This is a genomic window from Nocardia iowensis, from assembly GCF_019222765.1.
Lineage (GTDB): Bacteria > Actinomycetota > Actinomycetes > Mycobacteriales > Mycobacteriaceae > Nocardia > Nocardia iowensis.
In genome coordinates, this window is sequence record NZ_CP078145.1 from 5,390,150 (window position 1) to 5,412,383 (window position 22,234).

At 64.1% G+C, this 22,234-nt stretch carries 20 protein-coding genes and 1 pseudogene; 10 read left to right on the forward strand and 11 right to left on the reverse strand.

The window, feature by feature from the left end:
• Positions 1-101 precede the first annotated feature (101 nt).
• Complete coding sequence (locus KV110_RS24780; protein ID WP_218469677.1) at positions 102-2,276, reverse strand: helicase domain-containing protein; 2,175 nt, start codon at positions 2,274-2,276, stop codon at positions 102-104.
• 1,393 nt (positions 2,277-3,669) lie between these two features.
• Between KV110_RS24780 and KV110_RS24785 the strand changes: the two are divergent.
• From KV110_RS24785 to KV110_RS41610, 3 genes and pseudogenes are all read left to right on the forward strand, one after another.
• Positions 3,670-4,262, forward strand: a pseudogene (locus KV110_RS24785) (Tn3 family transposase); the annotation flags it as partial.
• Positions 4,263-4,334: 72 nt separating this feature from the next.
• Positions 4,335-6,065 (forward strand): hypothetical protein, encoded by a 1,731-nt coding sequence (locus KV110_RS24790; RefSeq protein ID WP_218469678.1) that lies wholly within the window; start codon positions 4,335-4,337, stop codon positions 6,063-6,065.
• Positions 6,066-7,097: 1,032 nt separating this feature from the next.
• The gene (locus KV110_RS41610) at positions 7,098-7,250 is read left to right on the forward strand and encodes an ATP dependent DNA ligase (RefSeq protein WP_246633951.1); all 153 of its coding nucleotides are present in this window, start codon (positions 7,098-7,100) and stop codon (positions 7,248-7,250) included.
• Between the two features lie 87 nt (positions 7,251-7,337).
• Here the strand turns inward: KV110_RS41610 and KV110_RS24800 are convergent, their stop codons facing one another.
• From KV110_RS24800 to KV110_RS24815, 4 genes are all read right to left on the reverse strand, one after another.
• Positions 7,338-7,706: a VOC family protein gene (locus tag KV110_RS24800; RefSeq protein ID WP_218469680.1), complete on the reverse strand. Its 369-nt coding sequence runs from the start codon at positions 7,704-7,706 to the stop codon at positions 7,338-7,340.
• 355 nt (positions 7,707-8,061) lie between these two features.
• On the reverse strand, positions 8,062-9,042 hold the full coding sequence (locus tag KV110_RS24805; protein WP_218469681.1) for a DUF2332 domain-containing protein: 981 nt from the start codon (positions 9,040-9,042) through the stop codon (positions 8,062-8,064).
• 341 nt (positions 9,043-9,383) lie between these two features.
• The gene (locus tag KV110_RS24810; protein WP_218469682.1) at positions 9,384-10,487 is read right to left on the reverse strand and encodes a DUF6630 family protein; all 1,104 of its coding nucleotides are present in this window, start codon (positions 10,485-10,487) and stop codon (positions 9,384-9,386) included.
• A gap of 3 nt (positions 10,488-10,490) precedes the next feature.
• Positions 10,491-10,643: a hypothetical protein gene (locus KV110_RS24815; RefSeq protein WP_218469683.1), complete on the reverse strand. Its 153-nt coding sequence runs from the start codon at positions 10,641-10,643 to the stop codon at positions 10,491-10,493.
• Positions 10,644-11,089: 446 nt separating this feature from the next.
• On the opposite strand from KV110_RS24815, the gene KV110_RS24820 reads away from it, so the two are divergent.
• The gene (locus KV110_RS24820) at positions 11,090-12,013 is read left to right on the forward strand and encodes an aminoglycoside phosphotransferase/kinase family protein (RefSeq protein ID WP_218469684.1); all 924 of its coding nucleotides are present in this window, start codon (positions 11,090-11,092) and stop codon (positions 12,011-12,013) included.
• Between the two features lie 198 nt (positions 12,014-12,211).
• Positions 12,212-12,730, forward strand: a complete 519-nt coding sequence (locus KV110_RS24825) for an ATP dependent DNA ligase (RefSeq protein ID WP_218469685.1) — start codon at positions 12,212-12,214, stop codon at positions 12,728-12,730.
• Here the strand turns inward: KV110_RS24825 and KV110_RS24830 are convergent.
• Complete coding sequence (locus KV110_RS24830) at positions 12,727-13,548, reverse strand: hypothetical protein (RefSeq protein WP_218469686.1); 822 nt, start codon at positions 13,546-13,548, stop codon at positions 12,727-12,729. The genes KV110_RS24825 and KV110_RS24830 overlap by 4 nt on opposite strands.
• A 217-nt stretch (positions 13,549-13,765) precedes the next feature.
• Between KV110_RS24830 and KV110_RS24835 the strand changes: the two genes are divergently transcribed.
• On the forward strand, positions 13,766-14,215 hold the full coding sequence (locus tag KV110_RS24835) for a hypothetical protein (RefSeq protein WP_218469687.1): 450 nt from the start codon (positions 13,766-13,768) through the stop codon (positions 14,213-14,215).
• Positions 14,216-14,479: 264 nt separating this feature from the next.
• Here the strand turns inward: KV110_RS24835 and KV110_RS24840 are convergent, their stop codons facing one another.
• Positions 14,480-15,103 (reverse strand): SMI1/KNR4 family protein, encoded by a 624-nt coding sequence (locus KV110_RS24840; protein WP_218469688.1) that lies wholly within the window; start codon positions 15,101-15,103, stop codon positions 14,480-14,482.
• A gap of 322 nt (positions 15,104-15,425) precedes the next feature.
• The gene (locus tag KV110_RS24845; protein ID WP_218469689.1) at positions 15,426-16,637 is read right to left on the reverse strand and encodes an MFS transporter; all 1,212 of its coding nucleotides are present in this window, start codon (positions 16,635-16,637) and stop codon (positions 15,426-15,428) included.
• An 89-nt stretch (positions 16,638-16,726) separates the two neighbouring features.
• Between KV110_RS24845 and KV110_RS24850 the strand changes: the two genes are divergently transcribed.
• The 3 genes from KV110_RS24850 to KV110_RS24860 all read left to right on the forward strand — a co-directional run bounded on the left by KV110_RS24850 (position 16,727) and on the right by KV110_RS24860 (position 19,233).
• The gene (locus tag KV110_RS24850) at positions 16,727-17,359 is read left to right on the forward strand and encodes a TetR/AcrR family transcriptional regulator (RefSeq protein ID WP_218469690.1); all 633 of its coding nucleotides are present in this window, start codon (positions 16,727-16,729) and stop codon (positions 17,357-17,359) included.
• 268 nt (positions 17,360-17,627) lie between these two features.
• Positions 17,628-18,446 carry an alpha/beta fold hydrolase gene (locus KV110_RS24855; RefSeq protein ID WP_343224117.1) on the forward strand — a complete coding sequence of 273 codons (819 nt, stop codon included), beginning with the start codon at positions 17,628-17,630 and terminating at the stop codon, positions 18,444-18,446.
• 4 nt (positions 18,447-18,450) lie between these two features.
• The gene (locus KV110_RS24860) at positions 18,451-19,233 is read left to right on the forward strand and encodes a MerR family transcriptional regulator (protein WP_218469691.1); all 783 of its coding nucleotides are present in this window, start codon (positions 18,451-18,453) and stop codon (positions 19,231-19,233) included.
• Here the strand turns inward: KV110_RS24860 and KV110_RS24865 are convergent.
• The 3 genes from KV110_RS24865 to KV110_RS24875 form a co-directional block, all read right to left on the reverse strand.
• Positions 19,214-19,729, reverse strand: coding sequence for a carboxylesterase family protein (locus KV110_RS24865; protein ID WP_218469692.1), 516 nt, complete (start codon positions 19,727-19,729; stop codon positions 19,214-19,216). The two genes, KV110_RS24860 and KV110_RS24865, sit on opposite strands and share 20 nt — an antisense overlap.
• A gap of 152 nt (positions 19,730-19,881) precedes the next feature.
• Positions 19,882-20,673, reverse strand: a complete 792-nt coding sequence (locus KV110_RS24870; protein WP_218469693.1) for a class III extradiol ring-cleavage dioxygenase family protein — start codon at positions 20,671-20,673, stop codon at positions 19,882-19,884.
• A gap of 310 nt (positions 20,674-20,983) precedes the next feature.
• On the reverse strand, positions 20,984-21,412 hold the full coding sequence (locus KV110_RS24875) for a VOC family protein (RefSeq protein WP_218469694.1): 429 nt from the start codon (positions 21,410-21,412) through the stop codon (positions 20,984-20,986).
• Positions 21,413-21,678: 266 nt separating this feature from the next.
• Here KV110_RS24875 and KV110_RS41855 point away from each other — a divergent pair, with 266 nt between their 5' ends.
• On the forward strand, positions 21,679-21,804 hold the full coding sequence (locus KV110_RS41855) for a hypothetical protein (RefSeq protein WP_281427681.1): 126 nt from the start codon (positions 21,679-21,681) through the stop codon (positions 21,802-21,804).
• Positions 21,805-22,234: the final 430 nt, after the last annotated feature.

Consider the following 22,234-nt stretch of genomic DNA (forward strand, 5'->3'; position numbering starts at 1 on the left):
AGCCAATCGGCCACCTCTAGTTCGGTTTCGACCGCGCACAGCGCCATAGCATCAATCCTCTATGCGAGGCTCGCCGCAGGACCACTTACCCGCGGACGAGTTCAAGACCGCACCTCCGTCAGCGGGGTGGGGAGGGGTTCGGAGTGGAGAAGGTACAGGCGCTGGGTGGCTCGGGTCAGTGCGACGTAGAGATCTGCGGCGCCGCAGGGTGATTCGAGGATGACCTGGGGTTCGACCAGGATTACGACATCGAATTCCAGCCCCTTCGCGGCGGCCGGATTCAGTACGGTGAGTTCAGGATTCAGTTCGATATCGTCCGGTGCGATGACGGCGAGGGAGCCGGTGGCGAGGGTCGCGGTACGCACCAGTTCGTCGACGGCGACGGGCAATGCTTCGGCCACATGGACCGCGATCGGTTGAATTCCGGTGCGGCGCACTGACTTCGGCGGCATCGCCGCGGGATCTACCTCGGCAAGGACCCGAGCCGCGAGGTCCATGATCTCGCCGGGGGTGCGGTAGTTGATGGTGAGGGTGCGGTACGCCCAGCGGTTGGGGACGTAGCAGTCGAGCACGTCGGCCCAGGTTCGTGCGCCCGCCGGGGAGCGCCGCTGGGCACGATCGCCGACGATGGTCATGGATTTGCCGGGGCAGCGGCGCATGATGACCCGCCAATCCATTTCGGACAGTTCCTGGGCCTCGTCCACCACGACGTGGCCGTAGGTCCATTCGCGATCGGCCGCGGCGCGCTCGGCCAGCGTCCGATGGTCCCGCTCGGCATGCCGCTCGGCCAGCCCGGTGGCATCGATGACGTCGACGGCGCGCAGCACGTCCGGATCGTCGTCGGTGTCGAGAATGTCGAGCACTCCCCGCGCATAGTCGATGCGTTCGCGCCGATCATCCGCCCGCGCGCCGGTGTGCACGACGCCGAGCAGTTCGGCGGCCTCGTCGAGCAGGGGGGCATCCGAAATCGTCCATGCCGCAGCGCCTTTACGCCACAGCAGCGCCCGGTCCGCATCGGTCAGCGGTACCGCGGCGAGGCGCGCACGCGAGCCGAACAGGTCGGCGAGCAACCGCTGCGGGGTCAACGGCGGCCACAGCCTACCCATCGCCGCACGCACCACCCCGTGCTCGGCCAGTTCGGCGCGCGCGTCAGCCGCCAGTTCGGCGCGAATACCGGTATCGCGCGCGCTCAGCCACCCCGCGCCGATCTTGTCCACCGCACGCTCGGCGAGCCCGTCGAGCAGTCCGGAACAGAAGACTCGACGGGCATCGTTGTGCCGTAATCCGCTAGCGCGGGCTGCTTTTCGCGCATCGCGAACCACCTCGGCATCGATATCGATGGTGACATCGCTCAATTCGACCTCGATCGGATCGCCGGGCAGCTCCTGACGATCCGCGATTGCCGCCGTCAGCACGTCGACCATGGCGCGACTTCCCTTGACCCGCTTGACCTCCGGCGCATCTTCCAGCGCCGTGCGGACGCCCGGCATCAGCTCGCCGGGCGTGGCGAAGACGACGTCGGTCTCCCCCAGCGACGGCAGGACGGCGCCGATGAAGTCGAGGAATACCGGGTTGGGCCCGATCATCAGCACACCGTGCCGCGACAGCTGCTCCCGCCGGGAGTAGAGCAGATACGCGACGCGGTGCAGCGCGACGGCGGTCTTACCGGTGCCTGGTCCGCCCTCGATCACCACGATCCCCGCATGCGGCAGCCGGATGATCTCGTCCTGTTCGGCCTGGATCGTGGCGACGATATCCCGCATCGTCCGCGCGCGCGGCGCGGCCAATGCCGCGAGCAGCGCCGCGTCGGTATCGGCCCCGGCGGCAGCGAGATCGAGCACGTCGTCGTGAAATCCGATGATCTCCCGGCCGCGGGCGCGCAGATGCCGCCGCCGCGCCACCCCTTCGGCACGGGCGGCCGTCGCGGTGTAGAACGGCCGCGCCGCGGGCGCCCGCCAGTCCAGCAGGTACGGCTCGTAGTCGTGCGCCTCGTCGAACAGCCCGATTCGCCCGATATAGGTGGTCGCCGCGCCATGATCCAACCGCCCGAAACACAGTCCGTTCTCGGCCGCGCGATACCGGCTCACCTGGCCACGCAGCGCGCCGACCGCCACCTCACGCCGCCACCGCTCCTCCGGACTCGCCGCGGCGGTGTCCCGCAGCTCGGCGGAGAGCCGGCCCACCGCTTGTTGCCGGACCGCATCCAATTCCCCGTACAGAAATGCGACGTATTCGCGCTCGATCGATAATTCCGCCGCATAGTCAAAATTTGACAAAGCAACCTCGCTGTGAGATACTTGAATTGGGTTGGCATGCAACACATTTCATGCGCCGCTCGATCCATGGTAGTCGAATTCCCGGATATTTGCTGAAATTCCTGACGCATCGAATTCGCGGCGAATTGCCGTACATGCGTGACGACCGCGTGCGTTGTTCCATCCGACGCGGTCGGTGTGCAGATGGGGTCAGAATCACCAGGCCGAACTGTGACCGACGATCATCGCTTCCTCGGTCGACCCACGATGTTCTGCCCGAGTCGAGCGAGCTGAGCCCAACCTTCCGCGAACACAAGGGTTGAGTGTGCCGTCGCGGCAAGGTGTCTGCTGGTCTGGCACATCAGCGGATGCGGCCGACAGCCGTGTCTCCATAGCCGCGAGCACGAATTCATGCGCGATATCGCTCTGCCACCTGCGGTTGTCAAGGCTCTGCTGCGGCCAATCTTCGGTGCCACATTCAACAGGCATCTGCCGTGGTGGTTGCAGCGACGGTTACTCGAGCTGGTTGCTGTGCGCCGCCGATGACGCGAAGGGCTCGATCGGGGTAAAGGAGTTGTGGTTAATCATTCAGAACGAGCGAGACGATACGGACGATACGTTGGTGGATGCGACCTGTGACGGGAAGAAGCACACCGCGACCGCCATGCTGGCGGACCTCCGCCTAGAGCCCGGTGATACCCGGGTGGGCGCCTGTCTGACCACTCGCGACGGCACCTTAGACCCAGACTCCGAACAATCCGTCACTAGCGTGTGTCTCAGCGAGACCGTGCTGCTCACGCTCTCGGATCGGCCGGAAATGGAGACCTCCGACATCACGAGGAGGTGATCACGCGCGGCTCGGCGTCTACCCACTGCCCTGCACCGCCACCGAGCTCGGGCACGTATTTGTAGAGCATGAACCGCCAGACGCCGAGCATGCGGGCGAGCGAGGAAATTGGTTCGTCAGGGCGGGGCGAGTATCGCGGACCTGGCGGATCTGCTCGACGTTCCTCGCCCGCGGCCGGTCGAGGTGCTGCCGCGTGATTTTGGACGCGGCTGCACGGCGAGATCAGTGCGGCGCGGAACGTCCGCAAATGCCGCCGTGCGCGCGTTCTGCGCGGCGAGATCGACTGCCGCGCAGAACATCCGATAGTGCCGAAGATCGTGTGTCTGCCGTCTTTCCGTCTGACCGCCAGACAACGGTGAGCAAGCACGGCCGTAGATCCCCGCAGTAGCACCATGCAGCTGTCGGGGTCCCGGTAGTAATCGCGCGAAAACAACGACAATGGTTTGACCAGCAGAGATGTCGGGTTTCCGGTTCGGGCTGCGGACGGGCTCGGTTAATGATCGGCTGGCTGCCGACGAGGCTGATCGGTTGTGTTGGAGGTCGGGTTTCGTGGCGACGGGTGTTCGCGGACCGCTCCTGACTCGCAAGCTGAATCTGGATCTGATCGCCGAGCACTACGACGACCTGCTGAGGTTGGCTGGATCGCTGAAGTTCGGGCACGCCACCGCGTCTCTGCTGGTGGGCAAGCTGTCCGCGTCGACTCGTCAGAACGCTTTGGCCTCGGCGTTGAAGGAATACGGCGCTATGCGCGCACGGTCTACGCCTGCCGGTATCTGACCGACCCGGACTATCGGCGCAAGATCCCCCCGCCAACTCAACAAGGGCGAGTCCATCCACGCGCTCAAACGTGGTCTCATCTACGCCCACGAAGGAGCCTTCCAGGCGCGGCATCTGGAAGCGCAGACCGAACAGGCGTGGTGCTTGACCCCTGGCCACGAACGCGGTGTTCGCGTGGTCGAGTGGGTATTACGGGCTGGCGGTCGATCAGATGCGCCGTCAAGGTCGCCCCATCGACGACGAGGTGCTGGCGCACATCTCCCCGGGCACACAGCGAGAACATCAACTTCTTCGGCTCGATCGAGGTCGACATCGATGCCGAGTTGGCTCAGCTCGGCCCGACCGGCTACCGGCCGCTACGGGGCCGCGACACATTGTTCTGATCCAGCCAACGCCCGCCTGTCGAGGCCCGTCGAACATCGCGATGGCCGGGTACGGTCGGCTATGTTGCGACGGTGAAGAAGGTCGACTCGGACAGGCTGCGGGCCCTGCTTGCTGAACACTCGGTGACGCAGGAGTGGTGGAGGTTTCGCGGCGCAGCAGGCGAGGAGTTGCTGGACGACGTACGGATGCGGGCCACCGATGCCGATCCGAGGATCCGGCGACAGACGTGGGATGCGTTGGATCTGCTTGTCGATGACAGCAATCGAGACCCTTTTTATGGACTGCTGATAGACGGCCTCACTTCAGAACAATTCCGGACGCTGCTGACCGACACCGATCCGGCGGTTCGCACGCGGGTGTGCTGGGTGGACACTCGCAATGCCCTTTATAGGGTGCCGCGCGTCACGATGGCCCTGGAACTGCTGGCTGACGGGCGTTTCGATTATGCCTGGCCGGAATGCATCGAGGTGCTGCGCAGACCGATAGAATTCAAACTTCTGGTCGGCGCGCTGGTGGATGCGCCGAGCGAAGGGTTGGGCGAGCGGCTGCTGGTCACGCTCGGACTGCCTGCCGCCACTCGTATGCCTGAGTTCTCGCCCCAACAGTCCTCTGCACCGATCGGCTGCACATTCTGGAAGTGGTGTGGCGAAGTCGTTGCCGCACACCGATGCAAACACCTCCCCGTTCTCCTCGCCCTACTGGGCAGTTCGTTCGAAATGGTCCGGTACCAGGCGATGCGGGAGCTGGAGGAATTCGGGACGGGCATCATCGACTCACTGCGGTTGGTACGCCGGGACTCGGCTGCGCGGCGAGTAGCGCTGGTGATGCTTGCCGAATTCGGGTGGAATCACATTCCGGCGGAAGATCTGGTGATGCTTCGTCGGTTGATCCGGATGAAGCAGCGAGGCGAGGCACCTGAATCGTTGTCCATGGGCATACTCGGCGGCGCGTGGTTTGCGCTGCCGACCACCGATCAGGCCGCGGTCCTGGACGCGCTCGATCTCACTGATCCGGTTCCCGCGACGATGCGTATGGGATTCGCGCTGTGGCAGGGGATAAAACCGGAGCGTATGCCCACCGACATGTGGACGAGCCGGAAAGGCGATTTCTGGACCGAGAATTCACAGCTGTACGGGCACAGCCTCTGCCCTGAGGTATTCGTCACTCCCGTGCTGGACGGGTGGACCCTGGTCTTCTGCCGCAACGAGGCACTCGGCGGAATCACACCAGGCTCGACTTCGGCACAGAGCCGGTACGAGCTGTATCAGCGGATGGAGCAATTGAGCCAGCGGTTCGGGACCGCGCACTGGTACGAACAGTTCACCATCGACGACTATGCCGACACTACGTGGAGCCAATGGTGCATCGCCCAAGACGGCGAAATCCGCATGCACTGTGTGTCTTCCGACGACGTCTATGTCTATCGGTGCGAGGAACACGATTCCATGGATTCACTCCCCGAGTTGAATGCTTGGATGGAGGCCAACGACCGCGAACGTGAGCCGCGCCCGGCGCACGAGGACCACGATCGAGCAGCAGCGTATGCGGCCATGCTGCATCAGCGTAATGGGGACGATCGCTTGCCTCCGGAAAACCAGGAGCCGGATCCAGCGGAACTCGACGGTCACTTCCCGGCGGCAGACTCCGCGCAGGACCTGGTATTCGGTGCATATGCAGCGGCACAGCGAATGTCGATAAACCTGGAGAGCCTCGGCCCGCACACCACGGTCGAAGGCGCGGGAGTGCTGGCCATACCGCACTCACTACGACACCTCCTACGCCGCGGCGCTCTACCGATCTGACCCACAACGCAACAGTTCCGGCACAACTGGATCCGACGCGTTCGTGTTGACGAGGCGACTGGCTGTGCGTCGGTCTGTCGTCCCGTCTTGACGTCCTGCGTACATCCACAGGCTTATTCAGGGACGCACCGTCCAATGATTCGGACTGAGCACGCTTCCGGATGGGTGCAGGTGCTTGACGTTTTCCGCCAGCCCAGGGCCGCCGAACCGCTGGTGTAAATGTCCTCTCATGCCGCCTATCGCACGGTTCAAGGGGCACGGCACCTTGAGAGCGCCCGACCTGAACGCCCGTTGAGCGTGTCGACACACCCGCCGTAGTACGAGATATTGCTCGGTAGTACCCATCCGGCCGGTCCGTCGCCCCGAATACCAACCGACCACATGCGAGTGTGTCTTCAGAGGAGTGCACAGTGACAGCCTTAAAAAAGTATCGAGTACCGTCGCAATTTCCGCCTTCGCGTTGATAATTTCGCCGCCTACGGAGGCATGGGCTGTGGATGGACCCCGTCTATGGTTGCGAGTTGATCAGCGCGCAGTGGGCCTCGGAGACGACTTCCTACCACCCGACATACGGGACCACAATAGAAGCTAGTTACGACGTGATCGGGACGGGCTGTAAACTTCTTCGAATAGAATCTGATGAACGCTCAGAGTGGGGAGGATTCATCTCCGCAACAAAAGGTGGCCAGGCCACCCTGAAAGATGGATCAGTGAAGAAGCTCAAGCATTATGCAGGGAGATGCCGCACAGTGGACGCCGGAGACAATAAAGGGATCGTGACCGGTAGCGGCTGTGGTGGAATCTAGGGTTTGTCTCCTAGCGACTCGAGCCGTGGAGTGCCCTCTCGCCTCGAATATCGCGCGTTCTCCGGCGATCAGACCCACGAGGCTGCGTACCTACAAGATCCGTCTGGAGGGGAGAGCCGGTAACCCCCCATACGACAATCCGGGCTTATACAGCCGTCCCGAACATCCGAAAATCAACGTAAGATTTTCTGCATCGCCCCATCCGTCCGGCCCCATCCCGCACACAGTGCTATCCGCCGGCCACTTCGTCGAACCCATCCTGGTCGCCGAAATCCACTACCGCGAAATCAGCCACGACGCGATCCTGCGGCACCCAAGCTTTCGAGGCATCAGAGCAGACATACCTCCCACAGCAGTACACCTTCCCGACAATTCCTGACCCACGAGCATCGCCACCCGGACGGCGCGGTAATGCCGAATTGAGGATGTTTGCTCGATGGTTGGCGGCCGTCTCAGATCGCTGTTCTCAGTCAAGGGTCAGGCAGAACGGATGCCCGGCGGGGTCCATGAGGACGCGTGCCCGGTCGCCCGCCGGCTGGTGCTCCGGCTTGGTCGCGCCCAACTCCAATAGCAGCGCCTCCGCCCGGTCGAGATCGTCAACTTTGAAGTCGAGGTGGATCTGCTGTGGAACGATTTGAGCGGGCCACTGCGGCGCCCGATAGTCGTCTACTCGCTGGAAACCGAGAAACAGCCCGTCCGGACGATTCAGACCAGCGAAGTTGCTGCCAGACTTGGGATGCAACTCGAAACCGGTGGCCTGATGATAAAACTCGGCCATCTCCTCCGGATCGGCACAGTCCAGCGTAATCGCCACCAGGTCCAACCGTACGGGCATGGCAACTCCTCAACTGCGGTCGCTGTGGCAAACTCCGGCATCCCACCATAGTGGTGAGACTTCCTCTCCGCGGGCCGATTCTGAACCGATTGCGGAGTCGGATGACTCGGAGTTACACGGATTCCGACCATCGCCTTCCTGGCGCACCCTCGTACCCCTTCCGGCCTTTCATGGATGCGGGCTGACCCATCCGTAGGGCGGTCGGCGCTCAATTGTGTCGTGGTCCGGCGGTGACGCCCGATCACGGTGTGCACACCAATGACGCAGGTGGGCAGCCGATTAGGGAGCTTCTCACCGGGCATCCGGACGTGATCCTGGCCGGGATCGGGTCCTGACACCAGTCCTATGTAGCCGATTATCGCGCCGTCTCGATGTCGGCGATCCAGTCCAGCGATTGGCCGTGCGGTCCGGTGTATGCCATCGGTTCCCCATTAAGACTGAGAACGAACTTGTCTCGAGTTGTGTGGGGCGGCTTGGGCAGTTGGGCGGTGAGCGACTCGATGACGCCGGTGCCCTCGTTGGCGATCCACTTGCATCGAAGGTCGCGCACCATCGTTTCGAAGGCGCGCCGCGATGGTGGGTCCAAATAGGTGAGTACGGCGCTGCCGAAGACCACGACCGTAGTATCCGGGTTTGCTGCGTCCACCACATCTGCGATGGTGTCGAGCAGGTTTCCAGCAACCAAGGCTGGCGGGTCCGCTCGTGCGATGTCGGCCGCCGCGCGCAGCCGCTGCAGCCGATGCTGCTGTTCAGGCCAAACCAGCGCCTCTAGCCATGCCATGTCCCCCGCGTCGTTGACGTCGAGCGGATTCAGGTCGATCCCCATGCGCGATACGACCTCAGGGACTTCTGAGGGCAGTGGCGGGTCCCCAGCGGTCGTGCAGCGCAGCACAACCGGCGATACCCCGTCGGCTGGATCGACGCTCAGACGCTCGTCGTAGCGGTAGCTGTATCGGTCGGGGTATAGACAGAGTCCGGCCGAGGCGCCCACCTCGATCAGCGTCAACGGCCCCGGAAACTGAGCCAACAGGGGCAGCAGGCTAGCTGTTCTCCCCGGCTCGTTCGTTTGTGTTAACCGAGCCAGCGCCACCTCGGCGACTCGGTCCCAGTGCTCGATCATCCAGGCTTTGAAACTCGGGTAGCCAGACGGCTCGGCACCGAGGAAGCGGGCCGCAGCCAACACAAGATTGGGCCTGCGTTTGTCTGCTGGGAGTTGGTTGATCAAGCCGAGTAGTTCAGGGTCACAGGCGATTCCGCGGGACCACTCCTCGGAGGAAGGCGAGTATCCGCAGACTTCGTGGTCGGCGAATCGCTCATAACGCTCGGCGGTATCCATCCATCCCCCTTATGCTGCCCGCAGGCAAGCCATCGTTGCCGAAGCTATCAGATGACCAGCTATCCGGTCTGCTGTCGCAGCTATGGACGCCCGGCCAACTGCTTGCGAACGCACCCTCATGCCGCTGGGCGCGATGCCGCTGGGCGCGCGGTGGTCAGCCGTCCAGAATGGTTGGCTCACAGAGTCTTCCAACCCGCGCACATGCCGATTTGAGGATGGGTGGAGCTGTCCCTGGCGCTTCTACTGTGTGCGGTTGGGCTGTGGCACGGGCGCGGAACGCGGCCACCCACTTCCGCCCTGGGGACGGGATAGCGGGCGCGGATTCCCGGGCGCCGAACGCGTCAGGCGGGCCGGTCCTGCCCGGCCTCCTCGGGTGCCTCGGGGCTCTCGAGCGACCACGTGATCGCCGCTCCGGGGGCTGCACTGCCCTTGTGGCCGTTGGCTATAGCCCAGGCTCTGATCACGCTGCTCGCTGCGCGTTCTTCCCAGCTCACGCTCCGCGTCCAGCGGCCATCCCGCACGCTTTCAGCGCTCATCCTGTGTGCGGTGAGAAGCCGCGAGAGCTGTTCGAACTCGGTCGGTGTCACGAAGGCCAGGTAGTAGTCTTCCCCCGATTCCAGCGACGCCAGGACAGTACCGAGGGCGAAGGCGTGCTCACCGATCTGTTCGAGGAACGCTTCGATGTAACCGACGCGATCGTCGGCTGGCACGACGAAGGTGGCGGTCCAATCCCAGGGCAGCGCTGTGGGATAGGAGCTCAGCGATGTCAACTGCTCGCGGACAGACTGGAGATCGGCCTCGCGGGAGATGACGGCCATATCCGCTATTCCGTGTGGAGATTCGGCGTCGCAAAACGATTCGGTGCCCTCAGGAGTGAGGTATGCCCGTCGTTGGGCCATGATGGCCCGCACGCGGAACCCGTCATCGGGTAGCTGGCGGGCATAGTCGTGGGCGCGGGCCGCCCTCTGTGAGGTCTGGCGCACTATGCGGTCCGGTTCGGGCGGGGCGGGCCAGAGCTGTAGGAGGTAACGGTCCAGTACTGGCTCATCATCGAGCCTGACGTCCTTCTCCCGTGCCTGGTCCATGCCCTGAGCGCAGTACCGCACCCGGTAGTCGAGCCCTTCTTTCAAGTCCAGTTCCCAGGAATCCTCACCAGCCCACTGCACCAGGAAGCTCTGCTCCGAGAGCGGGTAGAAGGAGACCTCCACGACGTCTTCCCATGCCGGATCCAGCGAGGGAGCCTGGCCGCGCACTTCGACGGTGAAACCGACGTTGCCGGTGTGCAAACCGGTCCTCAGGAAAAGTTCGCCGGGTACCGCGGCGCCGCACAGTCCTGAGTTCTGCCCGACGAACGCCTCGTCCATGCGCGCGCCGGATCCCCCGGGGGCACTCTCAACATAGATCTGGCCGTAGGAGACGTGCACCTCGCCATCGAGTCTGAACACTTCTCACACCATCCCCACCGGCGAGAGCCCACCATCGCCCGGCAGCGAGGCCCCAGAGGACGAGGGCGCGTTCATCTCGCCAGGATCGAAGCCGACAAGCTCGAAGGCGAAGAGGGCAATAGGAGTGTGGTGCGGTCTGATTCGGGAAAGGGTCATGGGCGGCAGCGTAGAGAAGCCCACTGACACGGAGCTCCCGAACTTCGGCGCATGAACACGCTGAAGCGGTTCACAGAATGCGACATTTGCTCGGCGCGCATCGTCGACCGCCGCTACCGAACGAGAACTGCGCTGATGCGCTGCGCAAGCACTCTGAGCCTCGGCTTCGAACGCACTGTATTGCCGCTTACGGGTTTGCTTCGGACCGGGCTGAGCACGCCCCTCATGCGCGTAGCGCAATTCGTACCGGCCAGGCTCCAAGAACTCGCGATGCATCCAAAGCCAACAAAGTTGCGGCTAGGCCGGTAGCCGCCGCCGGGATCGGCGTTGACAGTTGCATTCAGGCTGGTCGAGGGGCGCGGTCGGTAGTGGATCGCCGCGCACTCAACTGGTGGTGTTCACATGTTCCAACGTTGCGCCATTCGTTGCGTGAGAGAGTGCATACCGTGCTGTTGGACGACTTGCCGGACTGGATAGCCGCCTGGTGTATCGACCAGTTGGCGGATGAGCCAGTCTGCGTGCTGTTCGAGTGGCGGTCGATTTCAGAGGTGTTCGGGCTGAGGTTGGCTGGCGGGCAGGACGTCGTGGTGAAGGTGCGAGAAGACGACGGCCGCGTGGCATCGTGTGTTGCCGCGCAGGCCGCGTTGGCAACTCAGGGGTTTCCGTGCGCCCGACCGCTCACTCCCGTAGTGAAGGTCGGTGCCTTGGCGGTGCATGCGGAGCAGTACCGCCCCGAGGGGGAAATCTTGGGTGGCGACTCCCCTGATGTCGCGATGCAATACGCGGCAGTCTTCGCCCGGCTTATGACCGAATTGGTTGGCGTGGCCGTCTCGCCTCCGTTGCCGAATCCTCGCTGGGTGCGGTGGGATCACGCGGATTCCGGCTTGTGGCCGGCCATCGAGTTCCTTGATGAGCGCGACCAGAGCGGTGTGCCTGAGTACGTCATCGACGCAGCCGAACGGTCCCGCGAGCGGTTGTCGGCCGCCGACTTGGCGTGTGTGCTGGGTCATGCCGACTTCGAAGCTCAGAACCTCCGTTGGCGCGACGGTCAGGTGTGGACCGTTCACGACTGGGACAGCTTGGCCTGGCAGCCGGAGGCGGCGTTGACGGGTGCGGCTTCTGGCGCGTTCACCCGCGCGGTCGGGCCGCCGATCCTTGCACCGATTGAAAGCTCTGCCGCGTTTCTGACGGCTTATCAGGATGTGCGGGGCCGCCGGTTCAGCCTGGAGGAGCGGGAGGTCGCGTGGGCGGCCAGCGTATGGGCGGCATCGCACAACGCTCGATGGGAGGCTCTGCATGGCGCCCCGCGGATGTGCTGCGAGGCTGTTCGCGTGCAGGCGCCCGAGCGCCTACGTCGAGCTCGTGCCTAACCCGCGATCATCGACTCGAAAACCGCCGACTCCGGATTCAAATGGACCGCGCTGGGAGCCAGCCACATCGGCGTCGAACCGATCTCGGGACCAGTCACCGACCGGTTGTATCGGATGCAACATCGTTGCATCTGGTGATGACCAGAACTGACCAGCTGTTCGCCGCCATGGTCGGTGTGCTCACGACGCTAAGGGGTAATGAGCTCGGCGCTCGACGGAAGCTGGGATGGCAGGGCTTTCGCAGCGGCGGGCCGCCGCCTCCACCGCCACGCCCGGAACCGCAGCTGGGTAAAGACCGCGATTCGCCGCTTCGCCGACGCGTTGATCATAGGCTGGCTCCCGGGCACTGGCGCACACGCCGACAGCTTCGGCGCACTCATCCTGGCCGGTCATGACGCGCAGGGCTATCTGAACTATATCGGATGCATAGGAACCGGTTGCACCATGAAAACCCGCCAAATCCTAGGCGCCACACTCGATCAGATCGCCCTGACCCACCCAGCGATCGCCGGACCCATATCCCGCGAGATCCTGCGGGCCGGACACTTCGTCGAGCCAATCCTCGTCGCCGACATCGCCTACCGAAACTCAGCAGACGGCTCGCTACGCCACCCCAGCTTCCGTGGAATCAAACCCGATGTACGCCTCAAACCGTCAAATTGCCCGCTCCAGACAGCCGACCAGCTCGCGCTCGCAACGCACCATATTGCCGATTAGGCGATGTGGTCGTGCTCGTGGCCGGACATCACGAGGAGACCGTGGATACCCGCGACGACCTCGAGCAGGTGGGGGTCGTCGTAACGATCGAAGGCTGCGGTGACCGCGCACAGCGCCGGTCCTTCGTTGAGCCAGACGACCAGTTCGCGGTAGGTCGGTAACGCCCGGTTCCAGAAAGTGTTGCACGGAAGGAGAAGTCCGTCTTTCTGTCGGCAGCCCCACGTGACGAACTCGTAAAGTCGGCGGACTGCGATATCGCAGTCGAGGTCGGCCCAACGCGACAGCCGAGGTGCAATCGTGTCCTCAGCCAAACCCAATGCGCACAACAGAGTCTCGACGGACTCGTGTGAGGAGTCGCGGGTCAGCAGATCGTGCCAGAGGGCATCGAAGACAGCGCCGATGGCCTCGGCCTGCGGCCAGGAGGTCCAACCCGCCCTGTGAAGTTTGTCGTAGAACACTTCGATGTCGGGCATTCGACTGTCATCGCTGTGCAGTAGTTGCAGAATCCGTCCGGTCAAGTAGTGCAGATCAGCGGCGGACCCAACGGTGTTCAACACGCTGAAGGCATAGGCACCCAGTTCGGTTCCGGTCAGCTGCTGACGCGGGCGTGTGAGGAGGGGAGCGTAGTCGTGCGCCTTCTCGCAATGCGGGCAGCAGTCGATTGCCGCGGGTGGCCGGATCGAGCCGAAGGCTCCGTCGAGCGCCTCCAGCGCCAGCACGAGCCCACGATCCGATTCGATCTCGAACGGCTCACCGCGCGATCTGCACGACAGCCGCCTCTCCACCTCCATGCCGCACAGTATGCCCAGGTCGCCCACAGCAAGACCATTCAATTGTTCAGCGCTTCGAGAACTTCTCGCAAATGCACTCTCTTGCCGCTGGGCGTGCGGTTCGAAGCGGCCATGCGGCACGTTCGAAAGATCAACGTGCCGAGATCATCTCGACGGCCTCAACGCACCATATTGCCGATGCGTGGTCGTTCGACCATGCGCTGGTGACGACGCGGAAGTGTTGGTCCAACGTATTGTTCGAGCTGTGTTCGACGTTTCCGACGGGCTGGCCGTCACCTATCAACCCGAGGAGATCATCGGCGTGGGTGAGCTACATGTCTCGGCATGCGTACCACCTTTCGCGGGCGCCGCTGTCGGCTACTTCAACGACTCGGACCTACAGGAGTGGGTCAGCGCGCTACAAATCTATCCATGGAAGCGGGACGCTCGAATTCGCGTTTCCGCTGATCTGGGCGACCACGAGACTGTTGACCTGGCCGCCTTCGTTCTGACGGGCCGTGGTCAACTTGCGGTCGCGGTTCATCTCGCGATGATCGATATCGATGCTCATTCTCCGACCGCCGCTACCGTGACAGAAACTCGTCTCCTGGTCCCGACGAGCTACCAAGCCATCAGCACCTTCGCACACGACCTGGCCGCCGCGATCGCTAATGCTGGAGGTACAGCCCATCTGGACATCGACAGGCTTGAATAGCGCCAACGTCCGCTCCTGCCGCGTGGCGGGCGTTCTGCGCGGCGAGATCGACTGCCGCGCAGAACATTCGATATTGCCGAATACAGGATGGCTTTGAACCCCGCCGGTATCGAGATTTGAACGATTTCGCGGCAGCACCGGGCAGTGTGCACGTGTCGAGCGGGTGGACGCGAGGGTCAGCGATAGGGGTTCCGGACTGCCGAGAAATCAACGGATAGGGCGTAGTCGTGGGGTTACCAGGGCTCGTTCGAGTCTCGGGGAGGGTCACTCGTCCCAGTCCCAGTGCAAATAGATCTCCTCGGTGAGGTTCGACTCCCGCACGCCGGGGGTCTGGTCGTGAAAGGGGGTGCGGGTGTCGAGGGAGTGTGTGAGGGCGTCGAAGAATTCGAGCAGCGTGTTGGCCCACAGGGTGCCTTCGAAAGCGCCCGAGCCGATACCCAATTCGATGACGTGACCGTAGGTCGGTCCGGGGCGGTGCTCGACGAACAAGATACCGGCGTCGATGGAGTGAGCGATCGGAACCCATTGGTGGGCATGGCCGTAGAGAGTCTCCTCGGGAATGCCTATTGCTCGATTCTCGGCGCTGAAGGTGGTTCGCCATTCGTGACCGGCGAGGATCCGGTCGATCGAGTCGAGCATGTACCCCATCGGCAGGAAGTCGGTGCCTTCTACGGCATTCCCGTCGACATACACGGTGCCGTTGTGATGTTCGAGCAGCGCCCGGACGTCGGGGTGCAGCGCGAAACCGTGGACAGTTTCCAGGTGCGCGATCTGTTCGGCGGTGGCGCCGGGTTGCAGGGTCGCGGCGGAGGCGGGCGAGTACATGCCGAGCTGATGCAGGAAACGAGTCCAAACCTGGTCGAAGGTACGCGGAGCCGGATGGGTCATGCGGTGACCATAGCGACCGGTACTGACACCGCCCTGGTGGGCAATGTTCGCAAAGCTCCTGCATTCGTGAGGCTGACATCAGTCAGAGCGAGTGAGCGATAATGCCGCTGGGCGCGCGTTCTGCGCGGCGAGATCAACTGCGGCGCAGAACATTCGATAGTGCCGATGTCAGTGCGTCAGAAGAGGATCGACTGTGGCGCGTCACATGCTGCGGTGAGAGTTGATGGCTTGGCTGTTGTTCACCCGGTCTGGGTGAACAACAGCCGATGGTGTCAGGCGCTCGCGAGCTGTATAACGAGCAGCGGGTTCTGCCTCGGGGTGCTCAAGGGTTGACCGGTGGCGAGGTGGGGTCGGCGTCGAAGTCACGGGTCGTCCAGATGGCCAGTGCAGCCAAGATAAGTAGCGCGCCGGCGAATATCAGTACCGCGGGTAGGGCGAGGTGGTCGACGACCACGCCACCGAGCAGTGCGCCGAGGCCGATGGCCAGGTTGAATACCGCGACCCAGAGGGCGGAGGCGGCTTCCACCGCGGTGGGTGCCGCCTTGATCATCCAGGTCTGCAGGCTGACCGACGCGCCGCCGAAAATCAGTCCCCACCCGAGCACCAGCAGCACCCCACTGGTCGGGCCTTCGCCGAGCAGTGGGTAGAGCAGCACCAGCCCCGCCAGGCCTGCGGCGATCCCGAGCACGGTCGGTCGCATGGCTCGCCCGATGGCTGCGCCGGCGACAAAATTTCCGACAATGCCCGCCACGCCGAAGCCCAGCAGCAGCGGACCGACGAACTCGGCGCCGATTCTGGATAGTTGCTGCACGATCGGCCCGATGAAGGTATAGGCCGCGAAGTGTCCGGTCACGAGGAGGAATGTGGCCAGGATGCCCGCTCGGGCGCCGGGGTTGCGGAACTGTTCGCCGAGCTGGCGAAGGCTGACCGGCTCAGTGGCGACCAGCGGCGGCAGGACCGCGATCAGGACCACGGAGACCAATAGCGCCAGAACGCTGAGTGCCCCAAATGCCAGACGCCAGCCTGCGAACCCGCCGAGTGCTGTCCCGAGCGGGACACCGAGGACATTCGCCGCGCCGACCCCTCCGAAGATGACCGCCGTGGCTTTCGGTACCGCCGCCTCGGTCACCAACCGCACCGCCAACCCCGCGGCCACCGCCCAGAACCCGCCGATCGCGATGCCGACCAGCACTCTGGAAACCAGCATGACCCCGAAGTTCGGCGCCACCGCGGATATCGCATTGGCGGCGGTCATCAGCCCCATCAGGACGATCAGCAGTACCCGGCGGTCAAGCCGTCCGATCACCAGCGGAACCACCGGTGCCGCCACAGCGGCCACGATGCTGGCCACGGTCACCATCAGCCCGGCCATACCCGCGGAGACGCGCAGCGCTTCCCCGGTCGGGGACAACAATCCGATCGGCAGTTGCTCGGCCGTCACCAGCAAGAACGTCCCGATCGCCACCGCTACTACGGCCCACCAGCGATTCGTCTGAAGTGTGACCGGTTCAGCCGCGTGTTGTGTCTCGATCAATGTTGTCTCCTCGATTTGGTAGCGATCGTTCCCATAAGGCAGACGATAATACGGGAGCGATCGATCCACAACAGTGGTAGCCTGGCCCTGTGCCAAGACCGCGAGAATTCGACGAGCAAGAGGTGGTCGCCAAGGCTGTCTCCGTGTTCCGGCGTCGCGGCTATCACGCCACCTCGGTCCGTGACCTGGGCGAGGAACTCGGCCTGAAATCCAGCAGCCTGTATCGGACCTTCACCGACAAGCACACGCTGTTCCTGCGCGCGCTCGACCACTACCGCGCACACGACTCGGCCGCATCCCGCGACCGTCTCGAAGCTCCGGGTACGTGCCGGGATGTGTTGCGCGACTGGATGATCTGGATGATCAGCGGTGCGGCCGACGCGGATGTCGCCGACGGATGCTTCGTGGTCAACACCGCCACCGAGCTCGGTGCCACCGACACCGACGTGCGACAACGGATCGAAGCCGCCTTCGATGCCACCCGTGACACACTCGCCGCGGTCCTGCGCCGCGGGCGCACGGCGGGCGAGCTGCCAGCCGCCCTCGATATCGACGCCGCGGTCGAATCCCTGTTCACCACCGTCCTGGGGCTACGAGTCAGGGAGCGCGCCGGGCACGACCAGGCCAGGCTGGTCACCGCAATAGATTTCGCACTCGATGCCCTCCATCTGGCGCCGAACAAAGGTAGCGGCAGTGACCCCCTGTCACCACAGGTGACATAGCCGGGGTGCGGGGTCGGGGTGAAGTGCGTGGCGTCCTCGTAGAGGTGGACGCTGACGGCGATATCACCGACCTGTAGGTCTTGAAGGCACGGCCCTCGAGCGCGGCGCGCGGTCGACGGCGGGCCGCCGTCGACCCCAAGGAGATCCGGTTCCAGCCGGAGTAAGCATCGCCAGGAAGGCAGCGGCTAGGTTGGGTGATCCAGAACACCTACCGGTGGAGCAAGTCTGGGGTGGCGTTGACCTAAGGGCAGGGGCGCACCCTAGGTGCATGACAAAGATGAACCGTGGGCACCAGACTGATTCGTCCTGGACCGGTATGGTGCCGGTCGAGGACACGGCGCTGGCCGTGACCGACACTGGTGATACCGGTACTCCGGTGATCTACCTCAATGGCTCGTATGCCAATCAGAAGCATTGGCGCCGCGTCATCGCCGACCTGGGTCCGGGCTGGCGGCACATCACCTATGACGAGCGGGCCCGCGGCCGATCGCGGCGTTCGGCGGATTATTCCTTCGAGGCGTGCGTTCGCGACGTCGGTGTCGTTCTCGCGGCGCGGGGGGTAGACCGGCCAATTCTGGTGGGTTGGTCCTACGGCGCGGTGGTGGGGGTGCACTGGGCCAGCCGAAACCCGCACCGTGCCTTGGGTGTGGTCCCGGTCGACGGCGCGTACCCATACGACTTGTTCAGCCGCGGCAGCATGACCCGCGACGATGTCCGCCGTCTGTTCCGCCGAATGCGCTGGGCGTTTCCGGTGGCCCGCCGGCTGGGCATGGCCGCCCGGATGACCGGCGATCAGCACGCCGAAGTCAACATCGAGCTCAACGAGGTCGTCGCCGAGATCGAGCCGGTGCTGGACAATCTCACCGTGCCGGTGCGCTGGGTGGTCGCCTCAGGCGGCAACCTCGGCGGCGAGGCCGATGAAATGCAGATACAACGGGCCAACCTCGGCCCGGTGCTCGCCCGCAATCCGAACATCGAGGTGAGCGCGACCGTCGCCAGCAACCACTCCAAGGTGCTGAGCAAGGACTTCCGTGCCATCGCCAACGCCGTGCGCGAAGTCGCCGCCGTCGGCAGCGGGAGCCGTTGAGAACATGACGAGTGGTCTGACGATCGGCCAAGCGGCGGCCTTCGCGGGTGTCACAGTGAAGACCGTGCGGCATTACCACCGGCTCGGCCTGGTCGAGGAACCCCGCCGCGACAGCCTCGATCACCGACGCTACGGTTCGTCCGACGTGCTGCGGCTGGTCCAGGTCCGGACCCTGGCCGAAGCCGGCGTGCCGCTGGCCGAGATCGGCACCATGCTCGGCGCCGATCCGCAGCAGTTCGCCGCCGACCTGGCCCAGGTCAAACAACGGCTGACCGATCGGATCCAGGAGCTGATCGCTCGCCGTGACATGGTGGACCGGCTCGCCGCCGGAAACCGGCTCCTGCTGCCCGACCGCGCGTGCGCGCTGTTGGACCGCGCCGCCGACCTCGGCTTCCCCCCGGACTACCTTGCACAGTCCCGAGAGAGCCTTGTGCTGGCCAAGGCGTTGGTCCCGTGGGACTTCGACGACTTCCTCACCCAGATCGAGCACTCCCTCGACGACGCCCAGTACGTGACCCTGCTCAAGCGCAACTGGGAGGCCAGCGGATGGGAACCCGACGATCCGCGGGTCGCCGAACTCGCCACGGCCATCACCACCCACCTTCTCGCCAACCCCGAGCTGCTGGCGATACCCACCAGCCTCCAAGGCAAGACCGACACGGCGGCCCGGTTTGGACTGATCAACGATTACCAGGCGCAGATCGCACCCGCCTGGGGCCGACTGATGGCGCTGGTCGAAGCCGACTTGCGCTCGGCAGGCGTCGATATCAGGGGCACACCACCATGACCGTTCTTACCGAACAATAGTCGCCACCGAACGCGGCGATGTTGTCCCGGATCCACCGCAACGCCGTCAGCTGGTCGAGCAGACCGAGATTCGCGGGCACCTCGGTCCCGTTGCCGAGGAAGCCGAACATTCCGAGCCGGAAGGTCACGGTCACGACGACCACGCGTTGTTCGACAACCAGCGCGCATGGATCGTATTGGGCGAGATCGCCGGCACCAGCGACGTTGCCGCCACCATGGATCCAGACCAGCACCGGCAGCCGTTCGTTGTCGCCGACATCGGCCGGCACTGTGACCGACAAGCGCTGGCAGTGCTCATCCGTACGAAGATCGTCGCTGCCGATCAGTTTGTCGAACAATTTCGGTGGCAGTTGCGGCGAGGCCGGGGCCCGTTCGAACGCGTAGACCCGCGCCTCGTACCGCACGACCTGAACGGGAGGAGAGAATCGTTCCGCTCGCGCGTATGGAATGCTGAGCGCCCGCACCACATCGCCCATCTACGAACTCGAACACGATCTTCTACTGCGCCGCAAACGAGCCGAAAACGAGGCTGGTACGGCGAAATCGAAGGCATCGAGACCGGTTGTGGTGCTGAACATCCGGTATTGCCGAGATGCGTGTGTCGGCTGTCCTGCTATCGCGGGTGTCGCTACGAGCCCTGGGTCCAAGTGGCCACGAAATATCCCACGCCGCTGGATGCCGGACCTGCCAGCAGTTCTGCCTGGAATCGCTGTCCGTCAGCCGCCCCGGCAAGGACCTGCCATGCCGCTCGGCCGGTTGCGTTCAGCCGATTGGACAACGCCGGATCGAGCCAACCCAGCCCCTCGGTGTCGGCCTCGCCGAGCGCAGCTGCCACCTCGGCGTCATAGCGCCCGGACCGCTCATCCGGGTGTGGCCGCACCGTGACACCCCTGACCGCCGACCCTTCTCCCATCACCAGCATCGCGACCCGCCCGGCGCGCCCGGCCAGCTCCCACCCCAGCCTCGCGCAGTCCTGCGGTGAGGCATCGAACGACACGGCCTGGTACTCGACCCGTGCCATGAGCACTCCAGGAGGGCGGCCGAAATCGAGAAGCCAGTAGCCGAGGGAAAGAGACAATGGCAACGGCGCCGACTCGTCGTGATCCTGTCCCCAGCCGCCCCACCAGTCGATGCCGTGCGCCCGCAGGCTCGGATACGCACCGGCGGGGTGGAACGTCCTGGTCGTATCGTCACCACCCACAATCACCACGAGTTCGGGTGTCGTCTCATCCGCAGGGCGCGCGCCGAACCCCTCGAAGACGGCAGCCCTGCCGTCGATGCCCAACTGAGGAAGATCCAGCCGGCGAACGGATTCCGCGCAGGCAGCCCGCAATTGGTCCCACTGCGAGGCGGCCTCCCCGGCAACGTCGGGTATCAGTCCCGGCGGATGTGGGCATACAGCGGCCGAGATCAATGCCACGGATTCTCCTCACGATCATGCTTCACACCACCTTCGCACAACCGCGGGCACCGGCCGAACAGCCACTCTCGCTGAAGCTATTGCAGGGCACGGTGATCGGCGACGATATGCGACAGAAGACGACCTCGAGACAGCAGCCACGACCGATTCCGAAAGTCATCGAACCTCTCGATATCCTGTAATGCCGCGTGGCGGGCGTTCTGTGCGGCGAGATCAATTGCGGCGCAGAACATCCGCTCTTGACGATGAGCGGATACAGGCTGAATTGACGTCTGGAGCACAGGCTGGGCACTCGCCCTGGTCAGGAGGTTCAGTAGGTCGGCCAGTTACCCGGTGTCATGAGTTCGAGGAGATGCTCGTCGGGATCCCGGAAATAGATGCTGCGTCCGCCAAGTGCCCAATTGGTCCGGCCTTCGATCGGGATGCCGTGCGCGTTCAGGTGAGTTTCCCACTCGGTCAGTTGGTCCTCGGAGACCGCGAAGCACACATGGAGCCGGCCACTGCCGTCGTGGGGTGGGATCTCGCCGTTCGGCAGACCCGGTTCGGGCAGCACTTTCGGTTCGAGCGATCCGCCGCGGCGGAACAGCAGCAGCACATTGTCGCCTCCGATGTCGAACGCGCACAACGGATCCGCTTCGAGAATCGGTTTCAGTTGCAGCACATCGGTATAGAACTTTCTGGCACGACCGAGGTCGTCGACATACAACGCGGACTCGATGATCCGGTCAAGTTTCGGCACAGTTCGCTTCCCTCCTCGATTACGGTCTCGGAACCATCGTGCAACCTCGAGCCCACTCGAGGTCCAGCGTTGCGTGGATCACAGACACACGGAGCATGAGCATGGGTCCGCGTGGGCGGGGTTCAACTCGCCTGGCCCAAGCCTGAACCCGATTCACACGAGCGGGCGGACCTCCTCGGCCCCGAACGTCCTCGTCGGCGTTTGTCGTGTGTTCGGCTGGTGTGGTCGCCTCGGCCGCCGCAGAACACGCTCTCACGCAGGGTTTGGTGCCACAGTGGCGTGCCCGCACGGCGGAATCCCAGTGGATCGCCGCCGCGCTCGGCTTCCGCGAACTCGGTGCGCAGCTGAGCTTTCGGCTGGATCCCCTACCCGGACAAGGTTGGGGCAGGTGAATCCCGGGCCGACGGCCGGAACCATCCTTGCCTCCTGCGAGCGACCGCAGTATCTGCTGTCGCCGCGGCCCGCTCGGTTCAGGCTCGCCGAGCCGAGGATGGCACGAACGCACTGACAGGCCGAATTGAGTGCCTCCGGCTGGTTCGTCGCCAGGGACGAGTCAACCGAGTATGGACCTCGGGATCTGCCGAATTCAGGTGCTTACAGTTCGGCGCGCCAGCCTGTTGATCGGCTAGTCATTGCGACACTTTCACCTTGCTGGATAGCGTCCGGGTGGGGTCGACTGACGCTTTGCGCTGGCAATCCGGCCCGTCAGGGTGAATAGAGGTTCGACTACGGGACAGCGGTAGACAGCGACGCTACCGCCGCTGCGGCAGGAGAAGGCCGACCCGCCGTTCGCGACGCGGCGCGTCTCACCAGGGCCTCGTG

Excerpts from the sequence above, each read along its gene's own strand:
- KV110_RS24815 (WP_218469683.1), bottom strand. The coding sequence starts at position 10,643 with ATGACCCTTTCCCGAATCAGACCGCACCACACTCCTATTGCCCTCTTC.
- KV110_RS24800 (WP_218469680.1), bottom strand. The coding sequence starts at position 7,706 with ATGCCCGTACGGTTGGACCTGGTGGCGATTACGCTGGACTGTGCCGAT.
- KV110_RS24855 (WP_343224117.1), top strand. The coding sequence starts at position 17,628 with ATGACAAAGATGAACCGTGGGCACCAGACTGATTCGTCCTGGACCGGT.
- KV110_RS24805 (WP_218469681.1), bottom strand. The coding sequence starts at position 9,042 with ATGGATACCGCCGAGCGTTATGAGCGATTCGCCGACCACGAAGTCTGC.
- KV110_RS24840 (WP_218469688.1), bottom strand. The coding sequence starts at position 15,103 with ATGACCCATCCGGCTCCGCGTACCTTCGACCAGGTTTGGACTCGTTTC.
- KV110_RS24860 (WP_218469691.1), top strand. The coding sequence starts at position 18,451 with ATGACGAGTGGTCTGACGATCGGCCAAGCGGCGGCCTTCGCGGGTGTC.
- KV110_RS24865 (WP_218469692.1), bottom strand. The coding sequence starts at position 19,729 with ATGGGCGATGTGGTGCGGGCGCTCAGCATTCCATACGCGCGAGCGGAA.
- KV110_RS24825 (WP_218469685.1), top strand. The coding sequence starts at position 12,212 with ATGAGCTCGGCGCTCGACGGAAGCTGGGATGGCAGGGCTTTCGCAGCG.